Source organism: Rhodococcus sp. NPDC058505 (assembly GCF_042720095.1).
In the GTDB taxonomy this organism is placed as follows: domain Bacteria; phylum Actinomycetota; class Actinomycetes; order Mycobacteriales; family Mycobacteriaceae; genus Rhodococcus_G.
Window position 1 is genome coordinate 177,622 of sequence record NZ_JBHXNB010000006.1, and the last position, 25,152, is coordinate 202,773.

Sequence of the window (25,152 nt, forward strand, 5' to 3'; positions counted from 1 at the left end):
GCTGCCCTAGGCCCGCTCGGACGGGCCCTCGAGGGGCCAGCCGCCCGCCGTCAGGTGCGCGGTGACGCGGGCGATGTCGGGCTCGAGCGGCATCTCGTCGGTGACCTTCGTGATCAGGACCCCGATGTCGACGCGGTCGATGGTGTCCTGGCCCTGCAGCAGCAGGGCATCGGTGACGGTGCGTACCTCGTCATCGGACAGGCGCCGCCGCAGCAGCGCGATCAGCGGTACGTAGTCCTGCTCGGGCACACCGTTCGGGTACCCGGCCCGCAGCCAGCCGATGATCGAGGCCAGGAACGGTGGACGGCTCACGGGATACCCCCTTTCGTCAGGTGTCCTCGGACGTGGCATCCGCCAGCGGCCAGCCGGCCGCGACCAGCACGGCCGCGACCCGGGTGATGTCCTCGGCGGAGGGCTCGGTCGCGGTGACCTGTTCGATCAGGTCACCGATCTCGGCGCGGGTGATCGTCGGATCCTGCGCCCGCCCGGCCTCCTCGGCGAGCGCGACGGCGACGTCCTTGATCTGTTCGCTGGACATCTGTCGGTACAGCAGCGCGACGAGCGGGATCCGGTCCTTCGGCGGAACGCCCTCCGGGTACCCGGCGCGCAGCCACTTCACGACCGACAGCGGGAACGTTGCTTTCGTGGTGGTCACACACCCTGCCTCTCGACGTGACGGCCCGACCGGGTGGTCGGCGCCAGGAGCGACGCTAGAACAGTTCGACGCCGAAGGTGTGATCGAGGAAGTCGGCCATGATGAACAGGATGCCGGTGACGATCGCGATCACCACGACCGCGAAGCACACGGCAGCGGCGGCGACCATCAGCGGTCTGCGCGTCGCTGCGTCGCCGCCGTCGGCGACCGGCGCGGCGTTGCCGGATCCGAGCAGCCGCAGTCCGAACGCGAACAGCGCGGGCAGCCCTGCGCCGAGCAGCAGGCCGACCAGGATCACCTGCCACAGCGATTCGGCGGTCTTCGTCAACAGGTCCATCGGTGTTCTCCGTCCGTCAGGCCGACACGTTGTCGGCGGGCTCGGCGCGGGTGGCCTGCGGAGTGGCCGGCTTCGCGGTCGGCGGGGCGGGGATGTCCTTGACGACGGCGGCGTCGAGGTCGGCGAGGAGGGCGTCCGCGGTGGCGGGCAGGGCCGGCGCGGCCTCCGGCTCGAGCTTGCCGGTCCACTCGGCGTTGACGTTGCTGTGGTCGACGGGCTGGCGCCGCGACCGCAGGTACATCAGCGCGGACAGCGCGAGCAGCAGCGCGAACACGACGAGCACGCCGGGCAGCCCGCCGATCAGGTGCGCGATGCCCCAGCAGAGGGCGCCGGCGAGGGCGGCGGACGGCAGGGTGATCAGCCAGGCGACGCCCATCCGGGCCGCGACCCCCCAGCGGACCTCTGCACCCCGGCGGCCGACGCCCGAGCCCATGATCGATCCGGTCGCGACGTGCGTCGTCGACAGCGGAAGGCCGAGGTGGCTCGAGGTCAGGATGATCGCCGCTGACGACGCCTCGGCGGCCATGCCCTGCGGGGCGGCGATCTCGACCAGGCCCTTGCCGAGGGTGCGGATCACCCGCCAGCCGCCGAGGTAGGTGCCGAGCGCGATCGCGACCGCGCAGCTGAACTTGACCCAGAACGGCATCGGGGTGTCGGCGGTGATGGTGCCGTGTGCGACCAGCGCAAGGAAGATCACGCCCATCGTCTTCTGGGCGTCGTTGGTGCCGTGTGCGAGGGAGACCAGGGAGGCCGAGCCGACCTGCCCGAGCCGGAACCCCCGCTCCTTCGTGCCCTCGTCCACCCCGTGGGTGATCCGGTAGATCAGCCAGGTGCCGCACACCGCGACCAGGCCGGCGACGACCGGGGCAAGCAGGGCGGGCACGATCACCTTGCTCAGCACCCCGGCCCACTCGACACCGTTCACCCCGATGCCGGCGATGGCGGCGCCGATGAGGCCGCCGAACAGTGCGTGCGAGGAACTCGACGGGATGCCGAACAGCCAGGTCAGCAGGTTCCAGAGGATGCCGCCGACCAGCCCGGCGAACACGATGATCAGCAGATCCTCACCGCCGGTCGAGCTGAGATTGACCACGCCCTTGGCGACGGTGGCGGCGACCTCGACCGAGAGGAACGCGCCGACCAGGTTCAGGGTTGCGGACAGCGCCACCGCGACTTTTGGTCGGAGTGCCCCGGTCGCGATGGAGGTGGCCATCGCGTTCCCGGTGTCGTGGAAGCCGTTGGTGAAGTCGAACCCGAGGGCGGTGACGACCACGACGAGAAGAACGATGAGTTCCGCGTTCACAAGCCTTCATCCTCCGTTACGAGGGCGTAAAAGTCGAGTTCACGAGGGGCTGCTCGCGGGTGCCGTTCGGCACAGTCGCTGCGCCCCGCTGCCTGCCCGTTTACCGGCGCGGACGGGTCCGATCCGGAACCGCAGCGCGATGGCCCCGGTCACACGAAGCGCGGCGATGTGGCGGAACTCACGGTCCGGTCCCACTCACCGGGAATGGGCGGTTGCGGGAGGTGGCGCCTGGCTACCGTCCCCGCATCGAGTGACGCAGAACACGTTTTCTGCGCCTTGTGCATCTCGACCGCGTTCCAAGAACGGAGACACCGATCGTGAAACCCCGCACGTCCGCGAAACTCGTCGCGGCTCTCGCCCTGTCGGCCGCATTGGTGTCGGCCTGCGCCACCGAACGCGGCGGCGACGTCGGCATCCCGACCTCGGGCGGAAGTGGCGACGCGCAGGCCGCGTCCAACTCCGACACCCAGTTCGGGACCCTCGACTCCCCGTGCGGGGACGGCGACGCCTCGGGCGCCACCGATCAGGGTGTCACTGACACCGAGATCAAGATCGGGTACGGCGACGACCGCGGCTACGCGCAGAGCCCCGGCCTGAACAAGGAAATGTCCGACGCCGTCTCCGCGATGATCGACTGGTGCAACGAGCAGGGCGGCATCAACGGCCGCACCATCGTCGGCACCGACTACGACGCCGCGATGACGAACGCGAATACGGTCATGCAGGAGGCCTGCCGGTCCGAGTTCATGATGGTCGGCCACGGCTTCGCGATGGACCAGACGGCCGAGCAGACCCGGGTCGCCTGCAACATGGCGGCGGTCCCCGGCTTCACCGTCTCCCCGGACGCCGCGAACGGCCCGATGACCTACCAGGGCGTGCCGTTCCCGGTCGACTACGCCAACGGGTCGGGGCTGTTCCAGGTCGCCGAGCTGAACCCCGAGCTCAAGGACGGGCTCGACCTGGTCGGCTCCACCATGCCGACGATCATCTCCTCGCTGGGCAAGGTCCGCTCGATCGCCGAGGCCGCCGGCTACACGCCGAAGGACTGCGGCGTCACCCTGAACTACCAGGGGGAGCCGAGCTACGTTCCGTTCGCCGAGAAGTACAAGCAGTGCGGCGTCGAGGCGCTGTGGACCTCCCGCTCGCCGGTCCCGAACGAGTTCAACTTCTTCAAGGCGCTCGACCAGGTGGGCCTGGACGCGCAGATCGTCGGCGAGGCCACCTGGTATGGCACCGCGGCCAAGCAGTTCAACGCGGACAGCGGCATCCTCGACGGGCTGAAGGCGGGCATGACCTTCCAGATGCTGGAAAACGCCGACGAGTCGCCCGCCGTGCGCAAGTACGTCGAGCTGGTTGAGGCGGAGGGCGGCAAGACCGCGCTGCTCGGCATGCAGGCCGCGTCCTCGTTCCTGCTGTGGGCGACCGCCGCCGACGAGTGCGGATCCGACCTGACCCGGCAGTGCATGATCACCGAGCTCTCCCAGGTGCATGACTGGGATGCAGGCGGACTGCACGCCGCAACCGACCCGGGCAAGAACATGCCCTCCGAGTGCGGGCTGCTGGTCGAGCTGAACGGCGACACCTACACGCAGGCGTTCCCGGCGGAGAAGGGCGAGTTCGCGTGCGACTCCGCCTACCTGGTCAAGACGGATCCCTCCACCTGGGGCACCGAACTCGGCCCGGACCGGATCTCCACCAAGTACCTCGGACCGAACGTGATCACGCCGCAGGTCTGACCGGACCGGTCAGCACACACGGATTCGCAACGGGGGCGGTGCGGCACTAGGGCGCACCGCCCCCGGACTCGACCAAGGGTTCTCACATGGACACTTTCGTGACGTTCACGATCCTGGGCCTCGTGCTCGGCTCCGTGTACGCGATCGCCGCCTCCGGGCTGGTGCTCACCTACAACACCTCCGGCATCTTCAACTTCGCGCACGGCGCGCAGGCGATGCTCGGCGCCTTCCTCTACTGGCAGTTCAGCGTCGGCTGGGGACTGCCGACGCCGCTGGCGCTGCTGATCGTCCTCGGCATCTTCGGCCCGCTGATGGGGCTCGGCCTGTACTTCCTGATCATGCGGGGCCTGCGGGACACCGCCGAGGTGACCAAGATCGTGGTCACCGTCTCGATCATGCTCGGGATGCTGTTCCTGTCCCAGTGGTTCTGGCATGCGGAGGAACCGCGCACCCTGCCGATGTTCTTCGGCGACGACAGTAAGTTCGCGTTCCTCGGCGCCACCGTGCACGTGCACGAGCTGCTCTGCCTGATCGCCGCCGTCGCGATCGCGGTCGGGCTGCGCCTGCTGTTCACTCGCACCCGGATGGGCGCGACGATGCGGGGCGTCGTCGACGACCCCGACCTGCTGCGACTGAGCGGTCACAACCCGGAACGGATCGCCGGGTTCTCCTGGGCACTGAGCTCGATGCTCGCCGTCCTCGCCGGCATCCTGATCACGCCGATCAGCGGCGGCACCCTCGAGGCGAACCTGCTGACGCTGCTGGTGATCGACGCCTTCGCCGCCGCGATGTTCGGCAGGCTGCGCAGCATCCCGCGCACCTTCGTCGGCGCCGTCGTGCTCGGCCTTGCCGGCACCTACCTGCTCGGGTACGCGCCGTCCACCTGGACGTGGACATCGAATCTGCGGGTCTCGCTGCCGATGATCGCGCTGTTCGTGGTGCTGATCGTGCTGCCGCAGGACCGGCTCCGGGGCGCCGCCGTGCGGACCCGCGAGCGCTACCACGTCCCGTCGGTACGCAAGGCGATCGGCTGGGCCATCGCCCTGATCGCCATCGTCTTCCTGATCCGGCAGCTGATGGTCGAGTCCGCGGTGACCACCCTGACCATCGGGGTCTGCTTCGCGATCATCGCGCTGTCGCTGACCGTGCTCACCGGGTATGCGGGGGAGATGAACCTGGCCCCGCTCTCGTTCGGTGCGATCGCCACGATCGTCGTCTACCACTTCGGCATCACCGGATCGGGCCTTGCGCAACGCCTCACGATCGTCGGCGTGATCCTCGGCGTGATCGTCGCGGCGCTCGTCGGCGGCCTGGTCGCGCTGCCCGCGCTGCGCCTGCGGGGGCTGTATCTGGCCTTGGCGACCATGGCGTTCGGGGTGTTCCTATCGAACATGGTGCTGCGGGACACCACCGAGCACGAGCTGTTCGGGGTGAAGTTCTCGATCTTCACCGGCGGCAACCTGGTGATCCCTCCGCTGCAGATCGGTCCCCTCGACCTGGCGAACCCGACCGCCTTCCTGATGACCGCCACCGTCGTCTTCGCGGTGCTCGGTGTCGGCGTCGTCGCGCTGCGCAACAGCGGCTACGGCCGCAGGCTGACGGCGATGAAGGACAGCCCGGCCGCGTCGGCGATGCTCGGCCAGAGCCTGGTCCGGCTCAAGCTCAGCGTGTTCGTGATCTCGGCGGGCATCGCGGGCCTCGGCGGCATCCTGATGTCGTCGGCGATGGGCTCGGTCTCCGGCGAGACGTTCACGATCATCATCAGCCTGACCTTGCTGATGCTCACCGTCGTCGCGGGCATCGGCTACGTCAGCGGCGCCTTCTTCGGCGGGGTGATGGCCGGGGTCGGCTTCTCGGTCATCATGGTCTCGTTCAACAACCTGGCGAAGGCCCAGCCCGACCTTGAGGGCCTCTACCTGCTGCTCGGCAACCTCGCCGCGGTCAGCCCGGCGCTGATCGGTATCGGTGTCGGCCACAACCCGTCCGGCAGCGTGCATCAGGTGGTCGAGGGCTACCGCAAGCTGCGGAACGCCAAGCCGGTCCTGGTCGGGGGTGCCGCGGTCGTCGCGGTCGCCTACCTGCTCGCGTTGACCGGGGTCCTGGACAACTGGTGGTTCGCCACGATCACCATCGTCACCGTGTTCGCGTTGCCGGTGGTCGGGGAGATGGTCATGCCGACCGAGGTGCTCGGGGCGGAGGAGGCCGCCCGCAGGCGTCCGCTCGACCCGGAGCGGATCGGGATCGACGAGCCGTACGGACCCGAGGCCACCGCCCTGGTGGACCGGGAGCTGGGGCTGCCCGCCCCGGCCCTGCCCGCCGGAACCGTGCCCGCCGCCACCGCAGTCCCCGCCCCCGTCGACGAGGAGCCGGCGGCAACCGCAGGCTCCGAACCCGAGAAGGAGTTGACGACCAATGCCGTCTCCTGAAGCGACCCCCAGCACCCCGTCCGGGTCGACACCGCTCCTCGAAACACGGGGCGTCACCGTCCGATTCGGCGGCCACGTCGCCGTCAACGATGTCAGCCTCGCCGTGCACGCCGGCGCCGTCACCGGCCTGATCGGCCCCAACGGCGCGGGCAAGACGACCCTGTTCAACACCGTCACCGGGTTGCAGAAGCCGACCTCGGGGCGGGTGCTGATCGACGGGCGGGACGTCACCGGTAAGCCCCCGTACAAGCGGGCGCGGCTCGGGCTGGCCCGCACCTTCCAGCGGCTGGAGCTGTTCCTGTCGCTGTCGGTGCGGGACAACCTGCGGGTGGCCGGTGACATCCACGGCACCGGCAGCAGGCGGCGGCGGGACCTCGCCGCCGAGACCGACCGGCTGCTCGAACTGACCGGGCTGACCGACGTCGCCGACCAGGATGTCTCGGACATCCCCACCGGACGGGCCAGGGTCGTCGAGGTGGCGCGGGCGTTGATGACCGAACCGCGGGTGCTGCTCCTCGACGAGCCCGCGTCCGGGCAGACCGAGCAGGAGACCGAGGACTTCGCGGAGCTGCTGCTGCGGCTCGCGGGGGAGGGGCTCGGCATCTGCCTCGTCGAGCACGACCTGCCGCTGGTGATGCGGGTGTGCTCCCGGATCCACGTGCTCGACTACGGATCCCTGATCGCGTCCGGGACACCCACCGAGATCCAAAACGACCCCGCGGTCATCGCGGCCTACATCGGAACGGAGGAGGTGGCATGAGCGCGCCTGCCATCGGGGCCGACCCGTCCACCCCCGGGCAGCCGGCGCCGCTGCTCGAATTGTCCGGGGTGCGCGCCGGGTACGGGGCGATCGAGGTGCTGCACGGGGTCGACCTGCAACTGCACCCCGGTGCCGTGGTCGCGCTGCTCGGCCCGAACGGCGGCGGCAAGACCTCGACCCTGAAGATCTGCTCCGGCATCCTCCCGGTGACGGACGGGGAGTTCCGGCTCGCTGGCCGCTGCGTCAACGGCGTCGACGCGGCCGCCCTGGCCCGGCTCGGGATCTGCACGATCCCGGAGGGCAGGGGCATCTTCGCCAACTTGACCGTCCGCGAGAACCTCTGGGTCGCCACCGGGACCGGTGCCGCACTGAAGGATCTCGAAGCGGTCGCGTACGAACGGTTCCCGATTCTCGGGAAGCGCCGGGGTCAGCTCGCCGGATCGATGTCCGGCGGCGAACAGCAGATGCTCGCGCTCTCCCGCGCCCTTGGCACCGCCCCGACCGTGCTGCTGCTCGACGAGCTCTCGATGGGACTCGCGCCCCGCGTCGTCAGCGAGATGTACGACATCGTCGGTGGGCTCGCGGCGGAGGGGCTGTCGATCCTCGTCGCCGAGCAGTTCGCTCGCGCGGTCCTGCCGATCGCCACCTCGGCGGCGCTGATGCTGCAGGGCCGGGTGGTCCGGACCGGGAACCCCACCGACATCGACCGTGAACTTTCGACCAGCTACCTAGGAGGGTGACGATGACCGCACTTGCCGATGAACGTCGCGACCAGTTCAAGAAGGATGTATCCGAGTTGAAGTTGAAGACCGGCAATTCCGGTGCAGGGGACGGCAAGGCCCGCATCGCGGGCCTGGTGCTGATGGTGGTCGGCGCGGCGGCGGCGTTCATCGTCTACATTGCCTCGCTCACCCTCGACGACCTGCGCAACATCGCGTCGTATCAGATCCTGGCGACGGCGCTGCTCGCCGTCACCGTGATCGGCGCGGCCCTGTACCTCGCGGGCGCCGTCTCCCGGGTGCTGCGGCTGTGGCTACTGCGGCAGCTGATGGAGAGCCAGGCGCAGTCCGACCGGATCGCCGAGGCCCTGACGCGCTGACGCGCCGGTGCGTGATTTTCACCCCGATCGGGGTGAAAATCACGCACAGTCGGCGGAGCCGCAGGTCAGCGGGGGATGCGGCGGCTAGCGACCAGCGCGCCTGCGGTGATCAGCGCGGCGAGAGCGAACGCAACCTGCAGCGCCTCCAATCGGGCGTCGGCGTTGACGGCGACGATCTCGTCGGTCGTCTGCGCCGGCACCCCCGCGTCGGCGAGCGACGACCGGAGTTGGGTGTCTGACAGGAACGGCACCCCGGCCGCGAGGTCGGTGCTCGCCCGCTGCTGCACCGACACCGGGACCGCCGGGTTCGTCTCGATCCCCGCGACCACCGACGAGCTCAGCGTCGCGATCAGCACCGACCCGATCAGCGCGGTGCCCAGCGACGCCCCGAGATTCGTTGCCGTGTTTTGCAGGCCACCGACCTCCGGCGACTTCTCGTCCGGGACCGCGGACACCGTCACCGCCCCCAGCTGCGACGACAACGCACCCAACCCGAGACCCATCAGCAGCATCGGAACCGCGACCACCGCCGCGTTCGCGCCGGGATCCATGCCAGCGGCGAGGATCACGATGCCCGCCAGCATCGAGACGAGGCCGAGCCGGACCACCCGCCGCGGCGATGCCTGCGGCCACACCTTCGGGATCCCGGCCGCGGCGATCAGCAGTGCCACCGACAACGGCAGCAGCCGCACCCCGGTTGCCAGCGCGTTCAGTTCGAGGACCACCGACAGGAACAGGGGCACCGCGAAGAACACGCCTGCCTGAATCATGAACTGGGCCAGGAACATCGTCAGCCCGCCCGATAGCTGACGGTTGCGGAGCAACGTCACGTCCAACAACGGTTGCCTGCCGGTCGCCGTCAGCCGCGACTGCCACTGCAGGAACAGCCCGATCACCAGCAGGCCGGCGAGGATCAGCCAGAACACCGGCGACAGGCCGACGACCTCGGGGCCGCCGGGACGCGCCAACACCCACCCCCATTCGCTCGACCGCAGCACGCCGAACACCAGCATGCCCAGGCCGGCGATCGACAGCGCCGAGCCGACCAGATCCAGCTTCACCCGCTGCGGCGGGACGTCGGCGATCCGGCGCAGCACCAGCAGGATCGCCACCACGATCACCGCCTCGCCCGCGAACACGTACCGCCACGACGCGAACGTCGTCACCGCCCCGCCGACCAACGGCCCCGCCGCGACCGCCATCGCGCCTGCCGCGGCGATCAGGCCGTACGCCGTCGTCCGCCGCTCCGGCGGGAAGTTCGCCGCAACCAACGCGACGATCGCGGGCATGATCAGCGCCGCACCGACCCCCTCCAGGAACGACCACCCGATCAGCAGCACGGTCAGATTCGGGGCCAGCGCCGTCGTGGTCGACCCCACCGCGTACACGATCAGCCCGACCCCGAATGCCCGACGCCTGCCCAGGATCGTCCCGACCTTGCCGCCGGTGATCATCAGCGTCGCCATCACCAGCGTGTACAGGGTGATGGCCGTCTGGATCCCGGTGATCGTGGTGCCGAGGTCCGCCGCCACCGTCGCCATCGACACGTTCATCACCGAACTGTCCAGCGTCATCAGGAACTGGCCTGCCCCAAGGACGGCCAGCACCAGCGCCGACCCCCGGGTCGTGCCTCCCGCACCGCCAGCAGTCATTGGACCCACCTCGCCGCTCCCGACCCGACGATTGTCCTCCGGACGGCGGCACCGCGCAGGGCGGAACGCGGGATCTCATCCGGCGAGGGTGATCCGCGAGCGACCCGAAACCTGGTCTGATCCACATCGGTTGCCGACGCGCGGCGTGCCGTCGACGTGGTGCGCAGCCGCGGCGGAAGGAGACGGTGATGGCCGGGACCGGACAGGATGAACCGTTGGCGCCCGACGAGCGGGCCGAACTCGAGCGGCTGCGCAGCGAGGTCGCGGAGCTGCGGGCGGGCCGCGCCGGCGCCCCGGCGCCCGCACCCGCCGCGGCGACGACGCGGCAGTCGGCGCTGCGGTGGACGGCGGCCGGACTGCTGCTGGTCCTGGTCGCGGTCCTCGGGATCGGGTCCGTCGCGGCCCGGTATGCGCGCAGTCAGGTGCTCGACACCGACCGGTATGTGCAGACGGTGGCCCCGCTCGCGGCCGACCCCGCCCTACAGGCGGCGCTCGCCGACCAGATCACCGACCAGATCATGACGCGGGTCGACGTCGAGCAGATGACCGCGGACGCGCTCACTGCCCTGACCGAGGTCGCCCCCCGCGTCCCGCAGGCCGTGGTCGGTCTCGCCCCCGTGATCGCGGGCCAGGCACAGTCGTTCGTGCACAACGCCGCGACGAAACTCGTCGGGTCCAGCCAGTTCGAGTCGACGTGGGTCGAGGCGAACCGGCAGGCGCACGAGGAACTGGTGTCGGTCGCGACCGGCGAGAACTCGGGCGCCGTTGCCGTCGACGAGAGGGGGCAGGTGAGCATCAAGCTCGCGACGATCATCGACACGGTGAAGGCCGACCTCGTCGGGCGCGGATTCACCTTCGTCGAGCGACTCCCGGACGTCGACGCCAGCTTCGTGATCTTCCAGAGCGCGGACCTGGTGAAGGCGCAGCGCCTGGTGAGCTGGCTCGACAAGGCATCAGTGGTGCTGCCATGGGTGACGCTGCTGGTCGCGTTGCTCGCGATTTGGATGGCCCCGCGCGGCGGGCGCAGGCGGGCGGTGTCCCTGGTCGGGGTCGCACTCGCGATCGGGATGGGGATCCTCGCCGTGGCGATCGCCGTCGGCCGCGGCGTCTACCTCGGGCAGGTGCCCGCGGACGTGCTGCCGCCGGACGCGGCAGGGGTCCTGTTCGACACCCTCGTCCAGCCGCTACGCACCACGCTGCGTGCGGTGTTCGTGGTGGCGGTCCTGCTCGGGGTGGTCGGCTACCTGTCCGGTCCGTCGGCGTCCGCCGCCGCGATCCGCGGCGGGTACGGCAGGGTGATGGACCGGCTGCGGGCGCCCGACGGCACCAGGGAACCGCGGGGCGTCGAGACCCAGGTCGCGCGGTTCCGGCTGCCGCTGCGGTTCGCGATCGTCGCGGTCGCGGTGGCGGCGTTGGTGTTCTGGCGGTACCCGTCCGGGACGGTGGTCGTGGTGACCATCCTCGTTGCGGTGGTGGCCCTGCTCGCCGTCGAACTCCTCGCCCGGCCTGCGCTGGCACACCGCCCGGACCGGTCGCAGGCCGCCGCGCCCGCCGACCGAACGGCACATCCGCTCGATCAGATCGAGTGAACGGAAGCGTTCAGTCGATCCGATCAGATCGAGTGAACGGCGCATTCGGTCGTCGGTCGGGGGGGTCAGCGGGTGTCGCGGCGCAGCGGATGATCCGCGGGGACCTGCACCAGCACCAGCGGGACCCCGTCCGGGTCGGCGATCCACATCTCGTGCAGGCCCCACGGCTCGTGCCGCGGCTCCCGGACGATCGGGACCCCGGCCGACACCAGCTCGGCGTTGGCGTCGTCGAGGTCGCGGACCTGCAACCAGACCGCGCCCTCGAACGTGGACTCGACGTCGCTGCCGCCGTGGCCCGCCACCTCGATCAGGTTCTGGCCCGCGTAGAACACCGTGCCGCCCGGGTACTCGCGGGCGATCGCCAAGCCGAGGGCGTCCCGGTAGAACGCGAGGGTCCGCGGATAGTCCTTCGGGCGCAGGATGATCCGGCTGCTCAGAATCTCCATGGTCATTCCCCTTCCGCTGGGCGTGCCTCGTGGCCCGGGCGGCCGTGGGTGCGCCGAGCCTCCTTCATTTCGGCCTCGTGCACGTGCCTGCGGCCGCCGAGCAGTGCGTCGCGGGCGGCGGCGTCCCAGCGCCGGAACGCCGTCCAGTAGCCGTCGTCGAACGCCTCGACCAGCTGGAACGTCCACCTGCCCGGGATCACGTTGCGGCCGACGAGGTCGGCGTCGATGGCCGCGGCGAGCTCGGCGTGGCCTGCGGCGCGGAGGGCATCGACGGCCTCGCCGAGCTGGCGGTCGGCGTGGCCGATCAGCTGGTGGAAGGTGTACAGCTGGCCGCGGGCACGTTCGACCGTCTCGAGCGCCTCGGACAGCCTCCCGGCCGCGGCCACCGCGGCGTCGCTGACACCGGAAGGACGGGTGTGCTCGGCCGCGGGGCGCTCACGACCGTCGTCCGGTTCGGTGCGCTCACTCATGACGGTCAGTGTGCCCGAGGTCGCCGCCCCGCGGGGGATGGGTGACCGCACCCATTTCCGTCGGCGGTCGCAGGCGGCCAGAAATGGGAGTCAGGAACGCGATCGAGGGAATGTCATTCGGGAGGCCGACGGGCTTTCAATTGACGAACAATGATGTGTCATTTATTCGAACGACGACACTATTTTGGGGTCCGGCGAATGTGGGGCGCATTTCCGGTATTTCCGGCCCGACATGGGAGGTGCCCGCCCCGGCGAGCCGGGACGGGCACCTGGTGATGCTGGGGCGGCCGGCTAGGAGCTGCCGAACAGGTTGCCCAGCGAACCGGAGCTGGAACCGCCGCCGGACCCGGAGTCCGAGCCGGAGTCGGAGCCGGTGCCGGGCTCCGGATCGTTCTTCGCGAAGTTGGTGGTGCAGCCGTTGAACACGATCTCGTCGACGAGCGTCGTGATGTTCGTCGAGCCGGTGCCGATGCTCACGCCGTAGTGCTCGACGGTCGCGTTCGGGTTGGCCTTCGCGATGTCGGCGAGCGGGACCGCCTTCCGGCCCGGGGCGCCGTCGATGTTCTGGGTGCTCCACCACAGGCCGTCCTGCAGCTTGGTGTGCCGGGCGCCGTCGGCGGTGTCCGCCGCGTCGTTACCTGCGGCAACCCACACCAGGGTGGTGAATCCGTTGTCGAACTTGCCGCCGGTGGTGCCGAGCAGGCGGATCTGGAACGAGGCCCGCGAGGTGTCGGCCCGCTCCGCGAAGCCGATCTCCTTGTCGACGATGTCCGCGAGCGTGACGGTCTCCGGTGCGGTGCCTGCCGCGGAGTACCACGCCCGACGCTCGGACGAGTCGGTGACCGAGAACACCAGGCCGCCGTCCTCGTCGAGGATGCGGTCGGCGGTGTAGCTGGCCTTCTGGCCCTGCTCGTCCTCGAACGGGACCCCCCACCCGTTCGGGGTGTTCTCGGTGGACAGCGAGGCGCAGAACGGGCCTGCCTTGGCGTCGCTGGAGCCGGGAAGCGCGGTGCCGACCGCGGGCAGCGCGCAGGCGGCGGTCGCCGTGATGGCGGCCGCGACGGCGGTGCGGCGGAGAATGGAATTCGACATGTATCGAGACCCTTTCGATAGTGAGGTCGCCAAGTAAACACCGCGAGCGAATAGCGCGCAATCCGACGGGGTGTCGTGAATTCGTGACCTGGCGAATTGTTCCGTATCCGGAAACGCATTTGTCGTCTCTGCCCGCGGGTGACGCCTGCTGGCGGGGCGTCGGCACCGGCGTTGCGGCGCGCGAGTACGTTGACGTTGTGTTGCACACTTTCCGCGTGCGGTCGTTGGACACGCACCGATCGCCCGCCCGCCCACACACTGCCGAAGCCGGGGTGGTCGCCAGGCCCTCGGCCCGGACGAGCCAGGCCGTCGTGGCGACGGTGGTGCGACGATGAAGTGGTCGCTGCCGGTCGCGATGATCGACACCAACGAACTCCGGGAGACGGTGCTCGCCGCGGAAGAGTCCGGCTTCGACTCGATCGCGTTGCCGGACTCGGTGTTCTACCCGGAGACCGTGTCCGCGCCGTACCCGTACTCGCCGGACGGGAAGCGAATGTGGTCCGGCGAGACGCCGATGCCGGACCCGTTCATCACGATGGCGTCGATGGCCGCGGTCACCAGCCGGATCCGCTTCTACACCAACGTGCTCAAGCTGCCGCTGCGGGACCCGCTGCTGACGGCCAAGCAGATCGCGACGCTCGCCGTGCTGTCCGACAACCGCGTCGAGATCGGGGTCGGCCTGGCCTGGATCCCCGAGGAGTTCGCCTTCACCCGCACCGACATGCGCACCCGCGGCGCGCGGACCGACGAGGCGCTCGAGATCATCCGGGCGGTGTGCGCGGGCCGCGGCCCGGAATGGGTCGAATTCCACGGCAGGCACTACGACTTCGATCGGCTGATGATCAGCCCCGCTCCCGATCGGCCGGTGCCGCTCTACGTCGGTGGGCACAGCGACGCGGGCCTACGCCGTGCGGCGCGCCTCGGGGACGGCTGGATCTCCGTCAACACTGACGCCGAGCAGCTGACCGCCGCGATCTCCCGGCTGCGGGAGCTGCGTGCCGAGCACGGCCGCGCCGATGACCCGTTCGCGATCAACGTCTCGCTCGGCGCGGTCCGCGGCGTCGAGGAGCTGCTCGCCCTCGAGGAGCTCGGCGTCACCGAGGTCCGGGTCTCCCCGTGGCACCTCTACGGGGAGGACGGCACGGACCCGCAGGCCCGGACCCGGGCGATCCGCCGGTTCGCCGACGAGGTGATCGCGGACTGATCCCCGCGGACGGCGGTGGCGTGGCTGCCGCCACCGCCGTCCGGTCAGGGCGTCAGAAGTGCCACGGGTAGGGCGACCAGTCGGGGTCCCGCTTCTCCAGGAACGAGTCCCGGCCCTCGACGGCCTCGTCGGTCATGTACGCCATCCGGGTGGCCTCGCCCGCGAACAGCTGCTGCCCGACCAGACCGTCGTCCTGCAGGTTGAACGCGTACTTGAGCATTCGCTGCGCCTGCGGCGACTTGCCGTTGATCTTCGCCGCCCACTCGAGGGCGACGTCCTCAAGCTCGGCGTGGTCGACGACCCGGTTCACCGCACCCATGTGGTGCATCTGCTCGGCGGTGTAGGTGTCGCCGAGGAAGAAAATCTCGCGGGCGAACTTCTGGCCGACCATCTTCGCGAGGTACGCGCTGCCGTAGCCGCCGTCGAAGCTGCCGACGTCGGCGTCGGTCTGCTTGAAGCGGGCATGCTCGCGGGACGCGAGGGTCAGGTCGCAGGTCACGTGCAGGCTGTGCCCGCCGCCCGCCGCCCAGCCGTTCACCAGCGCGATGACCACCTTCGGCATGAACCGGATCAGGCGCTGCACCTCGAGGATGTGCAGCCGGCCCGCCCGCGCCTGGTCGACGGTGTCCGCGGTCTCGCCCTCCGCATACTGGTAGCCGCTGCGGCCGCGGATCCGCTGATCGCCGCCCGAGCAGAACGCCCAGCCGCCGTCCTTGCTGCTCGGCCCGTTGCCGGTCAGCAGCACCGCGCCGACGTCGGAGGTCATCCGGGCGTGGTCGAGGGCCTGGTACAGCTCGTCGACGGTGTGCGGGCGGAACGCGTTGCGGACCTCCGGCCGGTCGAACGCGACGCGGACGGTGCCCTGCGTGACGTGCCGGTGGTAGGTGATGTCGGTGAGGTTCTCGAACCCGGGGACTGGGCGCCACAGCTGCGGAGTGAAGGTCACGGGAACCAACCCTATGCCCGCGCCCCGCGGGCGGGTGCGCCGCGCCGGGGGTCCGGGAACGCTACCGTGCAGACCATGAGCGAGCAGACCGAGCGGGACGGCGATTACGAGCGGCACGGCGGGTTCCCGGTGTACGCGGCGGCCCCCGACGACGGCGGACCGCACTTCGGTCGGCTCGTTGAGGCGCTGCGCACCGTCCAGGACCTTGCGGTGTCCACCGCACCGCCGCCGGAGGTGATCGAACGGGCCGCCGAGCAGGCCGAGGCGCTGGCCGCGCTGCTCGCCCCGCACCGGGTCCCGGAGGGCAGGCAGCCGGGCGGCCGGTCCGTCGGCCTGCCCGGCCGCGGCAGCCTGCTGATGCTGCCGTGGACGATCGAGAAGTTTGACGAGACGGGTGTCCGCTCCACCGGGGTGTTCCGGCGCTACCACATGGGCGGCAACGGGGCCGCGCACGGCGGCGTCCTTCCGCTGCTGTTCGACGACCTGTTCGGGATGGTCACCCACGCGTCCGGCAGGCCGATCAGCCGCACCGGATACCTGCACGTCAACTACCGAAAGATCACCCCGCTGGAGACCCCGCTCGTCGTCGAGGGACAGGTCGACCGGGTGGAGGGGCGCAAGACGTTCGTCACGGCACGGCTCACCGAACCGGACGGCACCCTGCTCGCGGACGCCGAGGCGCTGATGATCGTGCTGCTGCCCGGGCAGCCCTGACCGTGCCGACCCCACCCGCACCGCCCGCCCATCGCCAGGGCGCGCACCGGATCCGCTTCGACTGGGGTCCCGCGGGCGCGGCAGCGGTCGCGGTCGGCTGCGATGTCGCCGTCGTCGTCGATGTGCTGTCGTTCAGCACCACCCTCACCGTCGCGCTCGAGGCGGGCGCCGTCGTCCTCCCGTACCCGTGGGACCCGGCGGGCGCCGCCGCCTACGCCGCCGACCACGATGCGACGCCGGCGGTGGGGCGGTCGCGGGCCCGCCCCGGGCAGCCGAGCCTGTCCCCGCTGTCGCTGCGGGCGGGTGCGGTGCCGACGCGGTTGGTGCTGCCGTCGCCGAACGGGTCCGCGCTGTCGTTCGGCCTTGCCACCGGCGGGTCGCCGCATGTCGCTACCGGCGGGTCGCCGCATGTCGCTACCGGCGGGTCGCCGCTTGTGGTTGGGGCGTGCCTGCGCAACGCGTCCGCGGTCGCTCGCTGGATCGCCAGCTCGGGCGCGTCGACGGTGGCGGTGATCGCGGCGGGGGAGCGGTGGCCGGACGGCTCGCTGCGTCCGGCCGTCGAGGACCTGTGGGGGGCCGGGGCGGTGCTCCGGGCGTTCGCGATCGCCGACCCGGGCGGATGCTCCCCCGAATCGCTGTCCGCGGCGGCCGCGTTCGATGCCGCGGCGCCGACGATCGGGGCGCTGCTCGACTCCTGCGCGGGCGGGCGCGAGCTGGCGGCCAAGGGGTTCGGCGGCGACGTGGCCGTCGCCGCCGAGGTCGACGTCAGCGCTGTCGTGCCGGTGCTGCGGGGCATCGAATTCGTCGACGCCGCGACCGAAGGAGATCCGGCGTGACCGGACCGACCCCGACCCTCGACGAGCTGCGCGCCGCCGCCCGCGTCGTCGCCCTGCCGATGCGGGTGCGGTTCCGTGGCATCACGGTGCGCGAGGTGCTGCTGCTTCGGGGGCCCGCCGGGTGGGGCGAGTTCGCGCCGTTCCCTGAGTATGGGGATGTCGAATCGTCCGCGTGGCTGCGGTCTGCGATCGAGAGTGCCTGGCTGGGGCCGCCGCCCGCGGTGCGCACCACGATCCCCGTCAACGCGACGGTGCCCGCGGTCGCTGCCGCGCAGGTGCCGCAGATCCTGACCCGCTTTCCGGGTGCCAGCACCGCGAAGGTGAAGGTCGCCGAGAGGGGGCAGTCCCTCGCCGACGACGTGGCCCGCGTTGCCGCGGTCCGCAACCGTGTCGAGCACGTCCGGGTCGACGCGAACGGCGGGTGGTCCGTCGACGAGGCGGTGGCGGCGCTGTCCGCGCTGACCGACGGGGGCGCGGTGCAGTACGCCGAACAGCCGTGCGCGACGGTCCCCGAACTCGTCGAACTGCGTCGGCGGCTGGCGGGCCGGGGCATCTCGGTCCCGATCGCCGCCGACGAGAGCATCCGCCGTGCCGACGACCCGCTGCGGGTCGTGCGCGCCGGCGCCGCCGATGTCGCGGTCGTGAAGGTCGCGCCGCTCGGCGGGATGCGGTCGCTGCTGCGGCTGGCCGACGAACTCGCCGGACACGGCGCGCGGATCGTGGTGTCGAGCGCGCTGGACTCGGCGGTCGGGATCGCGACCGGGCTGGCCGCGGCCGCCGCGCTGCCCGCCCTTGACCTGGCCTGCGGGCTCGGGACCGGCAGCCTGTTCGCCGCCGATGTCGCGGCGCCGCTCCCGCTGTCGGGTGGCGAGCTCGAGGTCGCTGCCGTGGTGCCGGATGAGGAGCGGCTCGCGGCGTTGGCGGCCGCACCCCAGCGCACCGGCTGGTGGCTGGATCGGCTGGCTCGGTGTCACGCCCTGCTATGAATGCGCTGCATGATTGCTGACCTGGGCTGCTTGCCGTTGACTCGGGTGGCTGGTGTGGCTCCAGGTGACTGGAGTTGATGGTGTGGTCGGTGCGTCGTATAGGGTCGGCGCTCGACATTCACGCACTATCGGAGGCATTGAAAGTGGTTGCAGCACTGAACGACACCCTGCTCGACCCGGCGCGGCTGCCCGCTGTCGTCGCGGACGTGCAGGAGCTCATCGACGCCGAGGTTTCGGACAAGTCCGGCGCCTCGGGTCTGGCCCTCAAGACCGGCTACGGCGCCGTGAAGAAGGTCGGACCGTCGATCGTTCCGGACGCGGTCGAGGGCCTGCTGCCGAGCTTCGTTACCCGGCTGGAGCCGTTCTGGCAGGACTTCGGCGCCACCGGCGGCGCGTTCGGTGACTTCCTCACCGCCCGCGGCGACGAGGTCGCGGACGCGCTGCTCGGCGTGACCGACGACAAGATTGAGGGCACCAGCAAGGCCGCCGTCAAGAAGGTCTACTCGTCGCTCCGCCCGTCGGCGAAGAAGAACGTCGTCGAGGCCCTGCCGCGGCTCGGCGCGCTCGTCCAGAAGCACGCCAGCTAGTCGGCTCCGCCAACTGTGCGTGATTTTCACCCCGATCGGGGTGAAAATCACGCACCGGGCGCGAAGCGCAGCGGAGCCGCCTCTCTGCACCGGGCGCGAAGCGCAGCGGAGCCGCCTCTCTGCACCGGGCGCGAAGCGCAGCGGAGTCGCCTCTCTGTACCGGCGCCGCAGGCGCATTTACCCCGCGGCGCGGCCGTGCCGCCAGAAGCCGGTGAACGCGATGTCGGCCTTCGCGACCCCGCGATCGTTCACCAGGGTGCGGCGCACCCCGGTCGCGAGCGCCTGCTCGCCAGCCACGAACGCGTAGTCCGGGACGTCGGCGAGGGCGGCGGCGCGCACCGCGTCGAGGGCCAGCGTCCCCGGTCGGGCATGCGGATCGCTCCGCGCCAGCCAGTGCACCGTCATGCCGTCCGGCGCAGGCAGGTCCTGCGCGTCGTCGGCGTGCGGCACCTCAAGGTAGGTCTCCCCGCGCACGTCCGCCGGTGCCGACTCCAGGATCCCCGCGATCGCGGGCAACGCGCTCTCGTCGCCGACCAGCAGCCACCGCCGGGCGTCCGGCCGCGGATGGTGGATCAGTCCCTCGTCGAGCAGGGCGACCTCGTCGCCGGGGGCGGCGGACTGGGACCACGCCGAGGCGGGGCCGCTCGCGTTGTCGTCGCCGTGGCAGACGAAGTCGATGTCGATCTCCGGGTCCGCGCCGTGCCGCGCCTGCTCCGCGTTCCGGAACGCCCGCACCGTGTAGTTCCGCACCACCGGCCGGGTCGCCTTGCTCATCGCCAGGTACTGCGCGTACCAGAGTTTGCCGGTCGCCGTCGGCAGCCGCAGGCCGGTGCCGGGGGCGGGCAGGAACATTCGGAACCACTGGTCGCTGCCGAGCGGGGTGAACGAGCGCAGCTCGGGTCCGCCGACCGTGACGCGGACAAAGTGGGGGCTGATCTGCTTGCTCGCGACGACCTGCGCCCGCAGGAACGCGCGCTGGTCGGGTCTGATGTAGGTGGGGCGCCTGGCCATGAAATTCGTCCTCCCGTGCCGAATTAGATCAGGCAATCCCAACTAGCGGCGGGTCGTCGGTGGGGGCGCTTCGGCCTGCCCGCGAGGTCTGACACCCTGGACACCGTGAATCCGTCCACAGCCCAGGCCACCGCCGTCGTCGACGAACTGATCCGCGGAGGCGTCCGCGACGTCGTGCTGTGCCCGGGTTCGCGGAATGCGCCGCTCGCGTTCGCGCTGCAGGCCGCCGACGCCGCCGGGCGGATGCGCCTGCACCTGCGGATCGACGAGCGGACCGCAGGCTTCCTTGCGCTTGGCCTCGCGATCTCCTCCGGCCACCCGGTGCCGATCGTGATGACCTCCGGCACCGCGGTCGCCAATCTCGGGCCCGCCGTGCTCGAGGCCAACTACGCGCGGGTGCCGCTGGTGGTGCTCTCCGCGAACCGGCCCTACGAGATGCTCGGCACCGGCGCCAACCAGACCGTCGAACAACTCGGGCTGTTCGGCACCCAGGTGCGCGCCACGATCAGCCTCGGTCTCGCCGAGGCCGACGGCGACGCGGCGCTGCAGAACAGCCAGTGGCGGTCGGCGGTGTGCCGGGTGCTCGCGGCCGCCCGCGGCACCCGCTCCGGCAATGCCGGACCCGTCCACTTCGACATCCCGTTCCGGGAACCGCTCGTTCCCGACGCCCATCCGCAGGGGCCGGCACACGAGGGCAGGCCCGGCGGCGCGGCCTGGACGACGACCGCGCACGCCACCCTGGACGTGCCGCTTGAGATCGACCTCAGCCCCGACACCGTGGTGATCTCCGGGCACGGCGCCGCCTACCGGCCCGAACTCGCCGCGCTCCCCACGGTCGCCGAACCGACCGCACCGATGCACGGGGTCCCGCTGCATCCCCTCGCGCTGTCCCAGCTGGCGCCGCGTCAGGCGATCATCACCGGCCGCCCGACCCTGCACCGCCCGGTGTCCAAGCTGCTCGCCGACCCGCGGGTGTCGGTGTTCGCCCTGACCACCGGGCCCCGCTGGCCCGACGTCTCCGGCAATGTCCAGGCCACTGGCACCCGGGCGATCGTCAGCGGCGCGCCGCAGCAGGCGTGGCTCGAGCGCTGCAGGCATCTGACCGAGCACGCGGACAAGGCGGTCCGGCAGCAGCTTTCCGTCCATCAGTGTGCGACCGGCCTGCACGTCGCCGCCGTCGTCGCCGATGCGCTCGGCGACGGGGACCAACTGTTGCTCGGCGCGTCCAACCCGGTACGGGACGCCGCGCTGGTCGGCTACCCGCGTCCCGGGGTGCGGGTGCTGTCCAACCGCGGCGTCGCGGGCATCGACGGCACCGTGTCGGCGGCGGTCGGGGCGGCGCTGTCCGCCGACGCGGCAGGCGGGGGCCGGACGATTGCGCTGATGGGGGACCTGACGTTCCTGCACGACGCGTCGGGGCTGCTGATCGGGACCGGGGAACCGCGACCGAAGGACCTGACCGTCGTCGTCGCGAACGACGACGGGGGCGGCATCTTCGAACTCCTGGAACAGGGCGACCCGCAGTACGCGGGCGTCTTTGAGCGGATCTTCGGCACCCCACACGGCATGGACCTTGCCGCGCTGTGCGCCGCCTATCGGATCGAGCACGCCCGGGTGACCTGCGATCGGCTGGCGACCGAGCTGGCCACCCCCTACGGTCGCGGGATTCGGGTGCTCGAGGTCGGCACCGACCGGGCGGGACTGCGGGAGCTGCACGCCGCGATCCGGGCGCAACTGTGACCCCGAGAACCGCGCATCGCGTCGCCCGCGGGGTGCTGGTCGTCGCCACCGGCATCTCGGTGCTGGCGGTGCTGCTGGTGCTCGCGGCGTGGCGCAACGACCACACCATCAACTCCGACCGCGGCGTCGCGACCGCCGAGGTGCTCTCGGCGGGCGCGCTGCGCTCGGCGGTCAGCTTCGTCACTCCCGACGGGGTGACGCACACCCCGCGGCTCGGTGTGCTGTACCCGACCAAGCTGACCGCGGGCCAGCGCATCGACGTCGAGTACGCCCGCTCCGACCCCGACCTGGTGCGGGTGTCCGGGAGGGACGTGCGGGTCGCGGTGCTCCCCGCAGCGTCGGTGATCGTGGTGACGTGGCTGGTCGCGGCGCCAGTCCTGTGGGCGGTCAGGCGACGGACGGGCTGACCGGGCGCGACGGTACGGTGGGCGGCGTGGCAGCAACGAAGGGCTCGCGGGCATCGCTCGACAAGGAACCGCACGAGGTCGCGTCGATGTTCGACGGGGTCGCGCGTCGATACGACCTGACCAACACCGTCCTCTCCTTCGGGCAGGACCGGCACTGGCGGACCGCGACCCGCGCGGCCCTCGACCTCAAGCCGGGGGAGCGGGTCCTCGACCTGGCGGCTGGCACCGGGGTGTCGACCGTCGAACTCGGTCGGTCCGGGGCCTGGGTGGTCGCCACCGACTTCTCGAAGGGGATGCTGCACGCTGGGTCGTCCCGGCGGGTGCCGATGGTCGCGGGCGACGCGATGGCCCTGCCCTACGCGGACGCCGTCTTCGACGCCGCGACCATCTCGTTCGGCCTGCGCAACGTCTCCGATTTCGAGGCCGGGCTGCGGGAGATCGCCCGCGTCACCAAGCCGGGCGGTCGGCTGGTGGTCAGCGAATTCTCGACGCCGACCTTCGGCCCATTCCGAACCGTCTACATGGAGTACCTGATGAGGGCGCTGCCCCGGGTGGCGCGCGCCGTCAGCTCCAATCCCGACGCCTACGTCTACCTCGCCGAGTCCATCCGGGCGTGGCCGTCGCAGGACGAGTTGGCCCGAACAATTGAGGCGGCGGGCTGGCGAGACGTACAGTGGCGCAACCTGACCGGTGGGGTCGTGGCACTGCATCGCGCCCGCCGGTAACACTCGGTGCGTTGTCGGGGCGCACCGAGGCCAGAACGGGAGTGACGCGAGTATGAACCAGTCCGGTGCGCGCGGGGGGCAGGGAAACCTGCCCCAGGAACTGACCAGCTTCGTCGGTCGGCGGAGGGAACTGACCGAGGCCAAGCGGCTGCTGTCCGCGTCACGGCTGGTCACCCTCACCGGGATCGGCGGGGTCGGGAAGACGCGGCTCGCGTTGCGGGTCGCCGACGACGCACGGCGCGCGTTCCCGGACGGGGTGTGGCTTGTTGAGCTCGGGGAACTGCACGACCCGGACCTGGTCGCGGACGCCGTCGCTGCCGCGCTCGGACTGCGGCAACTGCCCGGGCATTCGCCGCTGACCCAGCTCACCGATCACCTCGTCGAACGGAACCTGCTGCTGGTCCTCGACAACTGTGAGCATCTGATCGACGCCATCGCCGCGCTCGCGGAGGCGCTGCTCCGGTGCTGCCCGGATCTGCGGATCCTCGCGACCAGCAGGGAGCCCCTGTCGATCGGCGGCGAGGCGGTGAGCCGGGTGCCCGCGATGACGGTGCCGGATCCGCATCGGCCGCCGCACCTGCAGGGTCTGCCGCAGTACGAGGCGGTGACCCTGTTCGTGGAGCGGGCGGCCGCCGCGGTGCCGGGATTCGCGCTGACGGAGGAGAACCGGGTCGCGATCTCGTCGATCTGCTATCAGCTCGACGGGCTGCCGCTGCCGATCGAACTGGCCGCGGTCCGGCTGAGGGCGATGTCGGTCGACCAGATCCTCGAGCGGCTCACCGACCGGTACCGGCTGCTGACGAAGGGCAGCCGCGGTGCCCCCACCCGGCAGCAGTCGCTGCGCATGAGCATCGACTGGAGCCACGAACTGTGCACCGACACCGAGCAGGTGCTGTGGCGGCGGCTGTCCGTGTTCGCGGGCAGTTTCGAACTCGACGCCGCGGAAGGGGTGTGCGGCGAGCCGGACGACGCGGGCGCGCTGCTCGACGGGGTCGCGTCGCTGGTCGACAAGTCGATCCTGATCCGGGAGGAGGTCGATGCCGGGGTCCGGTACCGGATGCTCGAGACGATCCGCGAGTACGGCCGCGAGAGGCTGCGGGACGCGGGGGAGTTCACCGCGATGCGGCGTCGGCACCGGGACTGGTACGAGGGCATCGCGGCGACCGCGGAATCCGAGTGGATCGGTCCCCGTCAGGTCGACTGGATCCGCAGGCTGGACCGCGAACAGTCGAACCTGCGCGAGGCGATCGCGTTCAGCGTCACCGAGCCAGGTGGTGTCGACGGTGCGCTGCGGATCGGAACCGCCATGTACCCGTACTGGTTGTGCCGCGGCATGTCCAGCGAGGGCAGGCACTGGCTCGACCGCGCCCTCGACCGGGGACCCGACCTGCCGAGTCTCGATCGGGTGAAGGCGCTGTACGTGGACAGCGTGCTGGCGGGCACCCAGGGCGACCTGCGACGCGCCGCGGACCTGGTGGCGCGTTGTCGGCGCGTCGCGGCCGAACTCCGCGACCCCGAGGCCGACCTGTTGACGAATCTCGCCGCCGCCTCGGAGTCGCTGTTCGCGGGCAGCCTCACCGAGGCCATCCCGGCGTTCGAGGCGGTCATTGCCCGGTTCCGGGCCTCCGGTGACCTGCTTCGGCTCGCCAACGCGCTGGTCGGTGCGGCGGTGTCCGCCGGTGTCCTCGGGGAGGAGAGCCGGGCGATCTCCTATCACGAGGAGGTCCTCGACATCACCGAGGAGCACGGCGAATCCGCGATCCGCGAGTACTCCCTGCTCGCGTTGGCGTTGAGCCGATGGTCCGACGACCCGGACAGCGCCTCCGACCTGCTGGAGCAGGGATTGCGGCTCGGGCGGGTCATCGACGATCCGCTCGGGTGCAGCTCCTGCGTCGAGGTGCTCTCCTGGATCGCCGCCGCGGACGGGCGCTATCGGCGGGCCGCGGTCCTGATGGGGGCGGCGCAGGCCCGGTCCCGGGCGGTCGGCAGCCCGATCGTGTTGCTGCCGAACGTGCTCGTCTACCACGAGGAGGCGGAGAAGCGCACCCGCGACGCGCTCGCGGAGGGGGTCTTCGACGCGGCCTGGCGGCAGGGCGGCGCGATGTCCTGCGACGACGTCCTCGCCTACGCACTCGGCGAGCAGCAGGTGCCCGCGCCTGCCCCGGAGCCCGAGGCCGTCACCCTGACGCGGCGCGAACAGCAGGTCGCGGAACTCGTCGCGCAGGGCCTGACCAACCGCGCGATCGCCGGGAAGTTGGTGATCTCGCAGCGGACGGCGCAGGGGCACGTGGAGCACGTGCTGGCCAAGCTCGGCTTCAGCTCACGAACCCAGATCGCGGCCTGGTTCGTCGAACAGCAGACGAGCCGGTCCGGGGCGCCCGGCGACCCCGTCGGGGGGCGGTGACCGGCGGGTTTTCGGTGACACCGGGTA

At 71.1% G+C, this 25,152-nt stretch carries 25 protein-coding genes; 15 read left to right on the forward strand and 10 right to left on the reverse strand.

Annotation, left to right across the window (positions count from 1 at the left end; translation table 11 throughout):
- Positions 1-6 precede the first annotated feature (6 nt).
- From ACFWPA_RS07280 to ACFWPA_RS07295, 4 genes are read right to left on the reverse strand one after another with little or no spacing between them, the layout of a single operon-like run.
- Positions 7-312: a DUF3349 domain-containing protein gene (locus tag ACFWPA_RS07280; protein WP_378508216.1), complete on the reverse strand. Its 306-nt coding sequence runs from the start codon at positions 310-312 to the stop codon at positions 7-9.
- 16 nt (positions 313-328) lie between these two features.
- Complete coding sequence (locus ACFWPA_RS07285; RefSeq protein ID WP_378508215.1) at positions 329-655, reverse strand: DUF3349 domain-containing protein; 327 nt, start codon at positions 653-655, stop codon at positions 329-331.
- 55 nt (positions 656-710) lie between these two features.
- A complete protein-coding gene (locus ACFWPA_RS07290) occupies positions 711-992 on the reverse strand; it encodes a hypothetical protein (RefSeq protein ID WP_378508214.1) in 282 nt (93 codons plus the stop codon).
- Positions 993-1,008: 16 nt separating this feature from the next.
- The gene (locus tag ACFWPA_RS07295) at positions 1,009-2,295 is read right to left on the reverse strand and encodes an anion permease (RefSeq protein WP_378508213.1); all 1,287 of its coding nucleotides are present in this window, start codon (positions 2,293-2,295) and stop codon (positions 1,009-1,011) included.
- Positions 2,296-2,612: 317 nt separating this feature from the next.
- On the opposite strand from ACFWPA_RS07295, the gene ACFWPA_RS07300 reads away from it, so the two are divergent.
- The 5 genes from ACFWPA_RS07300 to ACFWPA_RS07320 all read left to right on the forward strand — a co-directional run bounded on the left by ACFWPA_RS07300 (position 2,613) and on the right by ACFWPA_RS07320 (position 8,316).
- Positions 2,613-4,031 (forward strand): ABC transporter substrate-binding protein, encoded by a 1,419-nt coding sequence (locus ACFWPA_RS07300; protein ID WP_378508212.1) that lies wholly within the window; start codon positions 2,613-2,615, stop codon positions 4,029-4,031.
- An 86-nt stretch (positions 4,032-4,117) separates the two neighbouring features.
- Complete coding sequence (locus ACFWPA_RS07305; RefSeq protein ID WP_378569921.1) at positions 4,118-6,457, forward strand: ABC transporter permease; 2,340 nt, start codon at positions 4,118-4,120, stop codon at positions 6,455-6,457.
- Entirely contained in the window at positions 6,444-7,217 is a 774-nt protein-coding gene (locus ACFWPA_RS07310; RefSeq protein ID WP_378508210.1) for an ABC transporter ATP-binding protein, read from the forward strand. The genes ACFWPA_RS07305 and ACFWPA_RS07310 overlap by 14 nt, the downstream gene beginning before the upstream one ends.
- Complete coding sequence (locus ACFWPA_RS07315; protein WP_378508209.1) at positions 7,214-7,957, forward strand: ABC transporter ATP-binding protein; 744 nt, start codon at positions 7,214-7,216, stop codon at positions 7,955-7,957. The genes ACFWPA_RS07310 and ACFWPA_RS07315 overlap by 4 nt, the downstream gene beginning before the upstream one ends.
- Before the next feature lie 2 nt (positions 7,958-7,959).
- Positions 7,960-8,316 carry a hypothetical protein gene (locus tag ACFWPA_RS07320; RefSeq protein WP_378508208.1) on the forward strand — a complete coding sequence of 119 codons (357 nt, stop codon included), beginning with the start codon at positions 7,960-7,962 and terminating at the stop codon, positions 8,314-8,316.
- A 65-nt stretch (positions 8,317-8,381) separates the two neighbouring features.
- On the opposite strand, the gene ACFWPA_RS07325 is transcribed toward ACFWPA_RS07320, so the two are convergent.
- Entirely contained in the window at positions 8,382-9,968 is a 1,587-nt protein-coding gene (locus ACFWPA_RS07325) for an MFS transporter (protein ID WP_378508207.1), read from the reverse strand.
- Positions 9,969-10,156: 188 nt separating this feature from the next.
- Here ACFWPA_RS07325 and ACFWPA_RS07330 point away from each other — a divergent pair, with 188 nt between their 5' ends.
- On the forward strand, positions 10,157-11,557 hold the full coding sequence (locus tag ACFWPA_RS07330) for a hypothetical protein (protein WP_378569922.1): 1,401 nt from the start codon (positions 10,157-10,159) through the stop codon (positions 11,555-11,557).
- A 65-nt stretch (positions 11,558-11,622) separates the two neighbouring features.
- Here the strand turns inward: ACFWPA_RS07330 and ACFWPA_RS07335 are convergent, their stop codons facing one another.
- The 3 genes from ACFWPA_RS07335 to ACFWPA_RS07345 form a co-directional block, all read right to left on the reverse strand.
- Positions 11,623-12,003: a VOC family protein gene (locus tag ACFWPA_RS07335; protein ID WP_378508275.1), complete on the reverse strand. Its 381-nt coding sequence runs from the start codon at positions 12,001-12,003 to the stop codon at positions 11,623-11,625.
- 2 nt (positions 12,004-12,005) lie between these two features.
- Positions 12,006-12,473, reverse strand: coding sequence for a hypothetical protein (locus ACFWPA_RS07340; RefSeq protein ID WP_378508205.1), 468 nt, complete (start codon positions 12,471-12,473; stop codon positions 12,006-12,008).
- 291 nt (positions 12,474-12,764) lie between these two features.
- Complete coding sequence (locus tag ACFWPA_RS07345) at positions 12,765-13,565, reverse strand: hypothetical protein (protein ID WP_378508204.1); 801 nt, start codon at positions 13,563-13,565, stop codon at positions 12,765-12,767.
- A 331-nt stretch (positions 13,566-13,896) separates the two neighbouring features.
- On the opposite strand from ACFWPA_RS07345, the gene ACFWPA_RS07350 reads away from it, so the two are divergent.
- Positions 13,897-14,769, forward strand: a complete 873-nt coding sequence (locus ACFWPA_RS07350; protein ID WP_378508203.1) for a TIGR03619 family F420-dependent LLM class oxidoreductase — start codon at positions 13,897-13,899, stop codon at positions 14,767-14,769.
- A gap of 52 nt (positions 14,770-14,821) precedes the next feature.
- On the opposite strand, the gene ACFWPA_RS07355 is transcribed toward ACFWPA_RS07350, so the two are convergent.
- A complete protein-coding gene (locus tag ACFWPA_RS07355; RefSeq protein ID WP_378508202.1) occupies positions 14,822-15,715 on the reverse strand; it encodes a 1,4-dihydroxy-2-naphthoyl-CoA synthase in 894 nt (297 codons plus the stop codon).
- A gap of 75 nt (positions 15,716-15,790) precedes the next feature.
- Between ACFWPA_RS07355 and ACFWPA_RS07360 the strand changes: the two genes are divergently transcribed.
- From ACFWPA_RS07360 to ACFWPA_RS07375, 4 genes are all read left to right on the forward strand, one after another.
- A complete protein-coding gene (locus tag ACFWPA_RS07360; RefSeq protein ID WP_378508201.1) occupies positions 15,791-16,429 on the forward strand; it encodes a PaaI family thioesterase in 639 nt (212 codons plus the stop codon).
- A 2-nt stretch (positions 16,430-16,431) separates the two neighbouring features.
- Entirely contained in the window at positions 16,432-17,265 is an 834-nt protein-coding gene (locus ACFWPA_RS07365; protein WP_378569923.1) for a 2-phosphosulfolactate phosphatase, read from the forward strand.
- Entirely contained in the window at positions 17,262-18,251 is a 990-nt protein-coding gene (locus ACFWPA_RS07370) for an o-succinylbenzoate synthase (RefSeq protein ID WP_378508199.1), read from the forward strand. Before ACFWPA_RS07365 ends, ACFWPA_RS07370 begins: the two co-directional genes overlap by 4 nt.
- A 143-nt stretch (positions 18,252-18,394) precedes the next feature.
- The gene (locus ACFWPA_RS07375) at positions 18,395-18,838 is read left to right on the forward strand and encodes a DUF6918 family protein (protein WP_378508198.1); all 444 of its coding nucleotides are present in this window, start codon (positions 18,395-18,397) and stop codon (positions 18,836-18,838) included.
- A gap of 177 nt (positions 18,839-19,015) precedes the next feature.
- Here the strand turns inward: ACFWPA_RS07375 and ACFWPA_RS07380 are convergent, their stop codons facing one another.
- Positions 19,016-19,849, reverse strand: coding sequence for a siderophore-interacting protein (locus ACFWPA_RS07380; RefSeq protein WP_378508197.1), 834 nt, complete (start codon positions 19,847-19,849; stop codon positions 19,016-19,018).
- Between the two features lie 105 nt (positions 19,850-19,954).
- Between ACFWPA_RS07380 and menD the strand changes: the two genes are divergently transcribed.
- Genes menD through ACFWPA_RS07400 form a run of 4 tightly spaced genes read left to right on the forward strand, consistent with a single transcriptional unit; the run spans position 19,955 to position 25,125 of the window.
- A complete protein-coding gene (menD, locus tag ACFWPA_RS07385) occupies positions 19,955-21,589 on the forward strand; it encodes a 2-succinyl-5-enolpyruvyl-6-hydroxy-3-cyclohexene-1-carboxylic-acid synthase (protein ID WP_378508196.1) in 1,635 nt (544 codons plus the stop codon).
- Positions 21,586-21,996, forward strand: a complete 411-nt coding sequence (locus ACFWPA_RS07390; RefSeq protein ID WP_378508195.1) for a DUF3592 domain-containing protein — start codon at positions 21,586-21,588, stop codon at positions 21,994-21,996. Before menD ends, ACFWPA_RS07390 begins: the two co-directional genes overlap by 4 nt.
- Positions 21,997-22,022: 26 nt before the next feature.
- Positions 22,023-22,721, forward strand: a complete 699-nt coding sequence (locus ACFWPA_RS07395; protein WP_378508194.1) for a demethylmenaquinone methyltransferase — start codon at positions 22,023-22,025, stop codon at positions 22,719-22,721.
- A 52-nt stretch (positions 22,722-22,773) separates the two neighbouring features.
- Positions 22,774-25,125, forward strand: coding sequence for an ATP-binding protein (locus ACFWPA_RS07400; protein WP_378508193.1), 2,352 nt, complete (start codon positions 22,774-22,776; stop codon positions 25,123-25,125).
- Positions 25,126-25,152 lie beyond the last annotated feature (27 nt).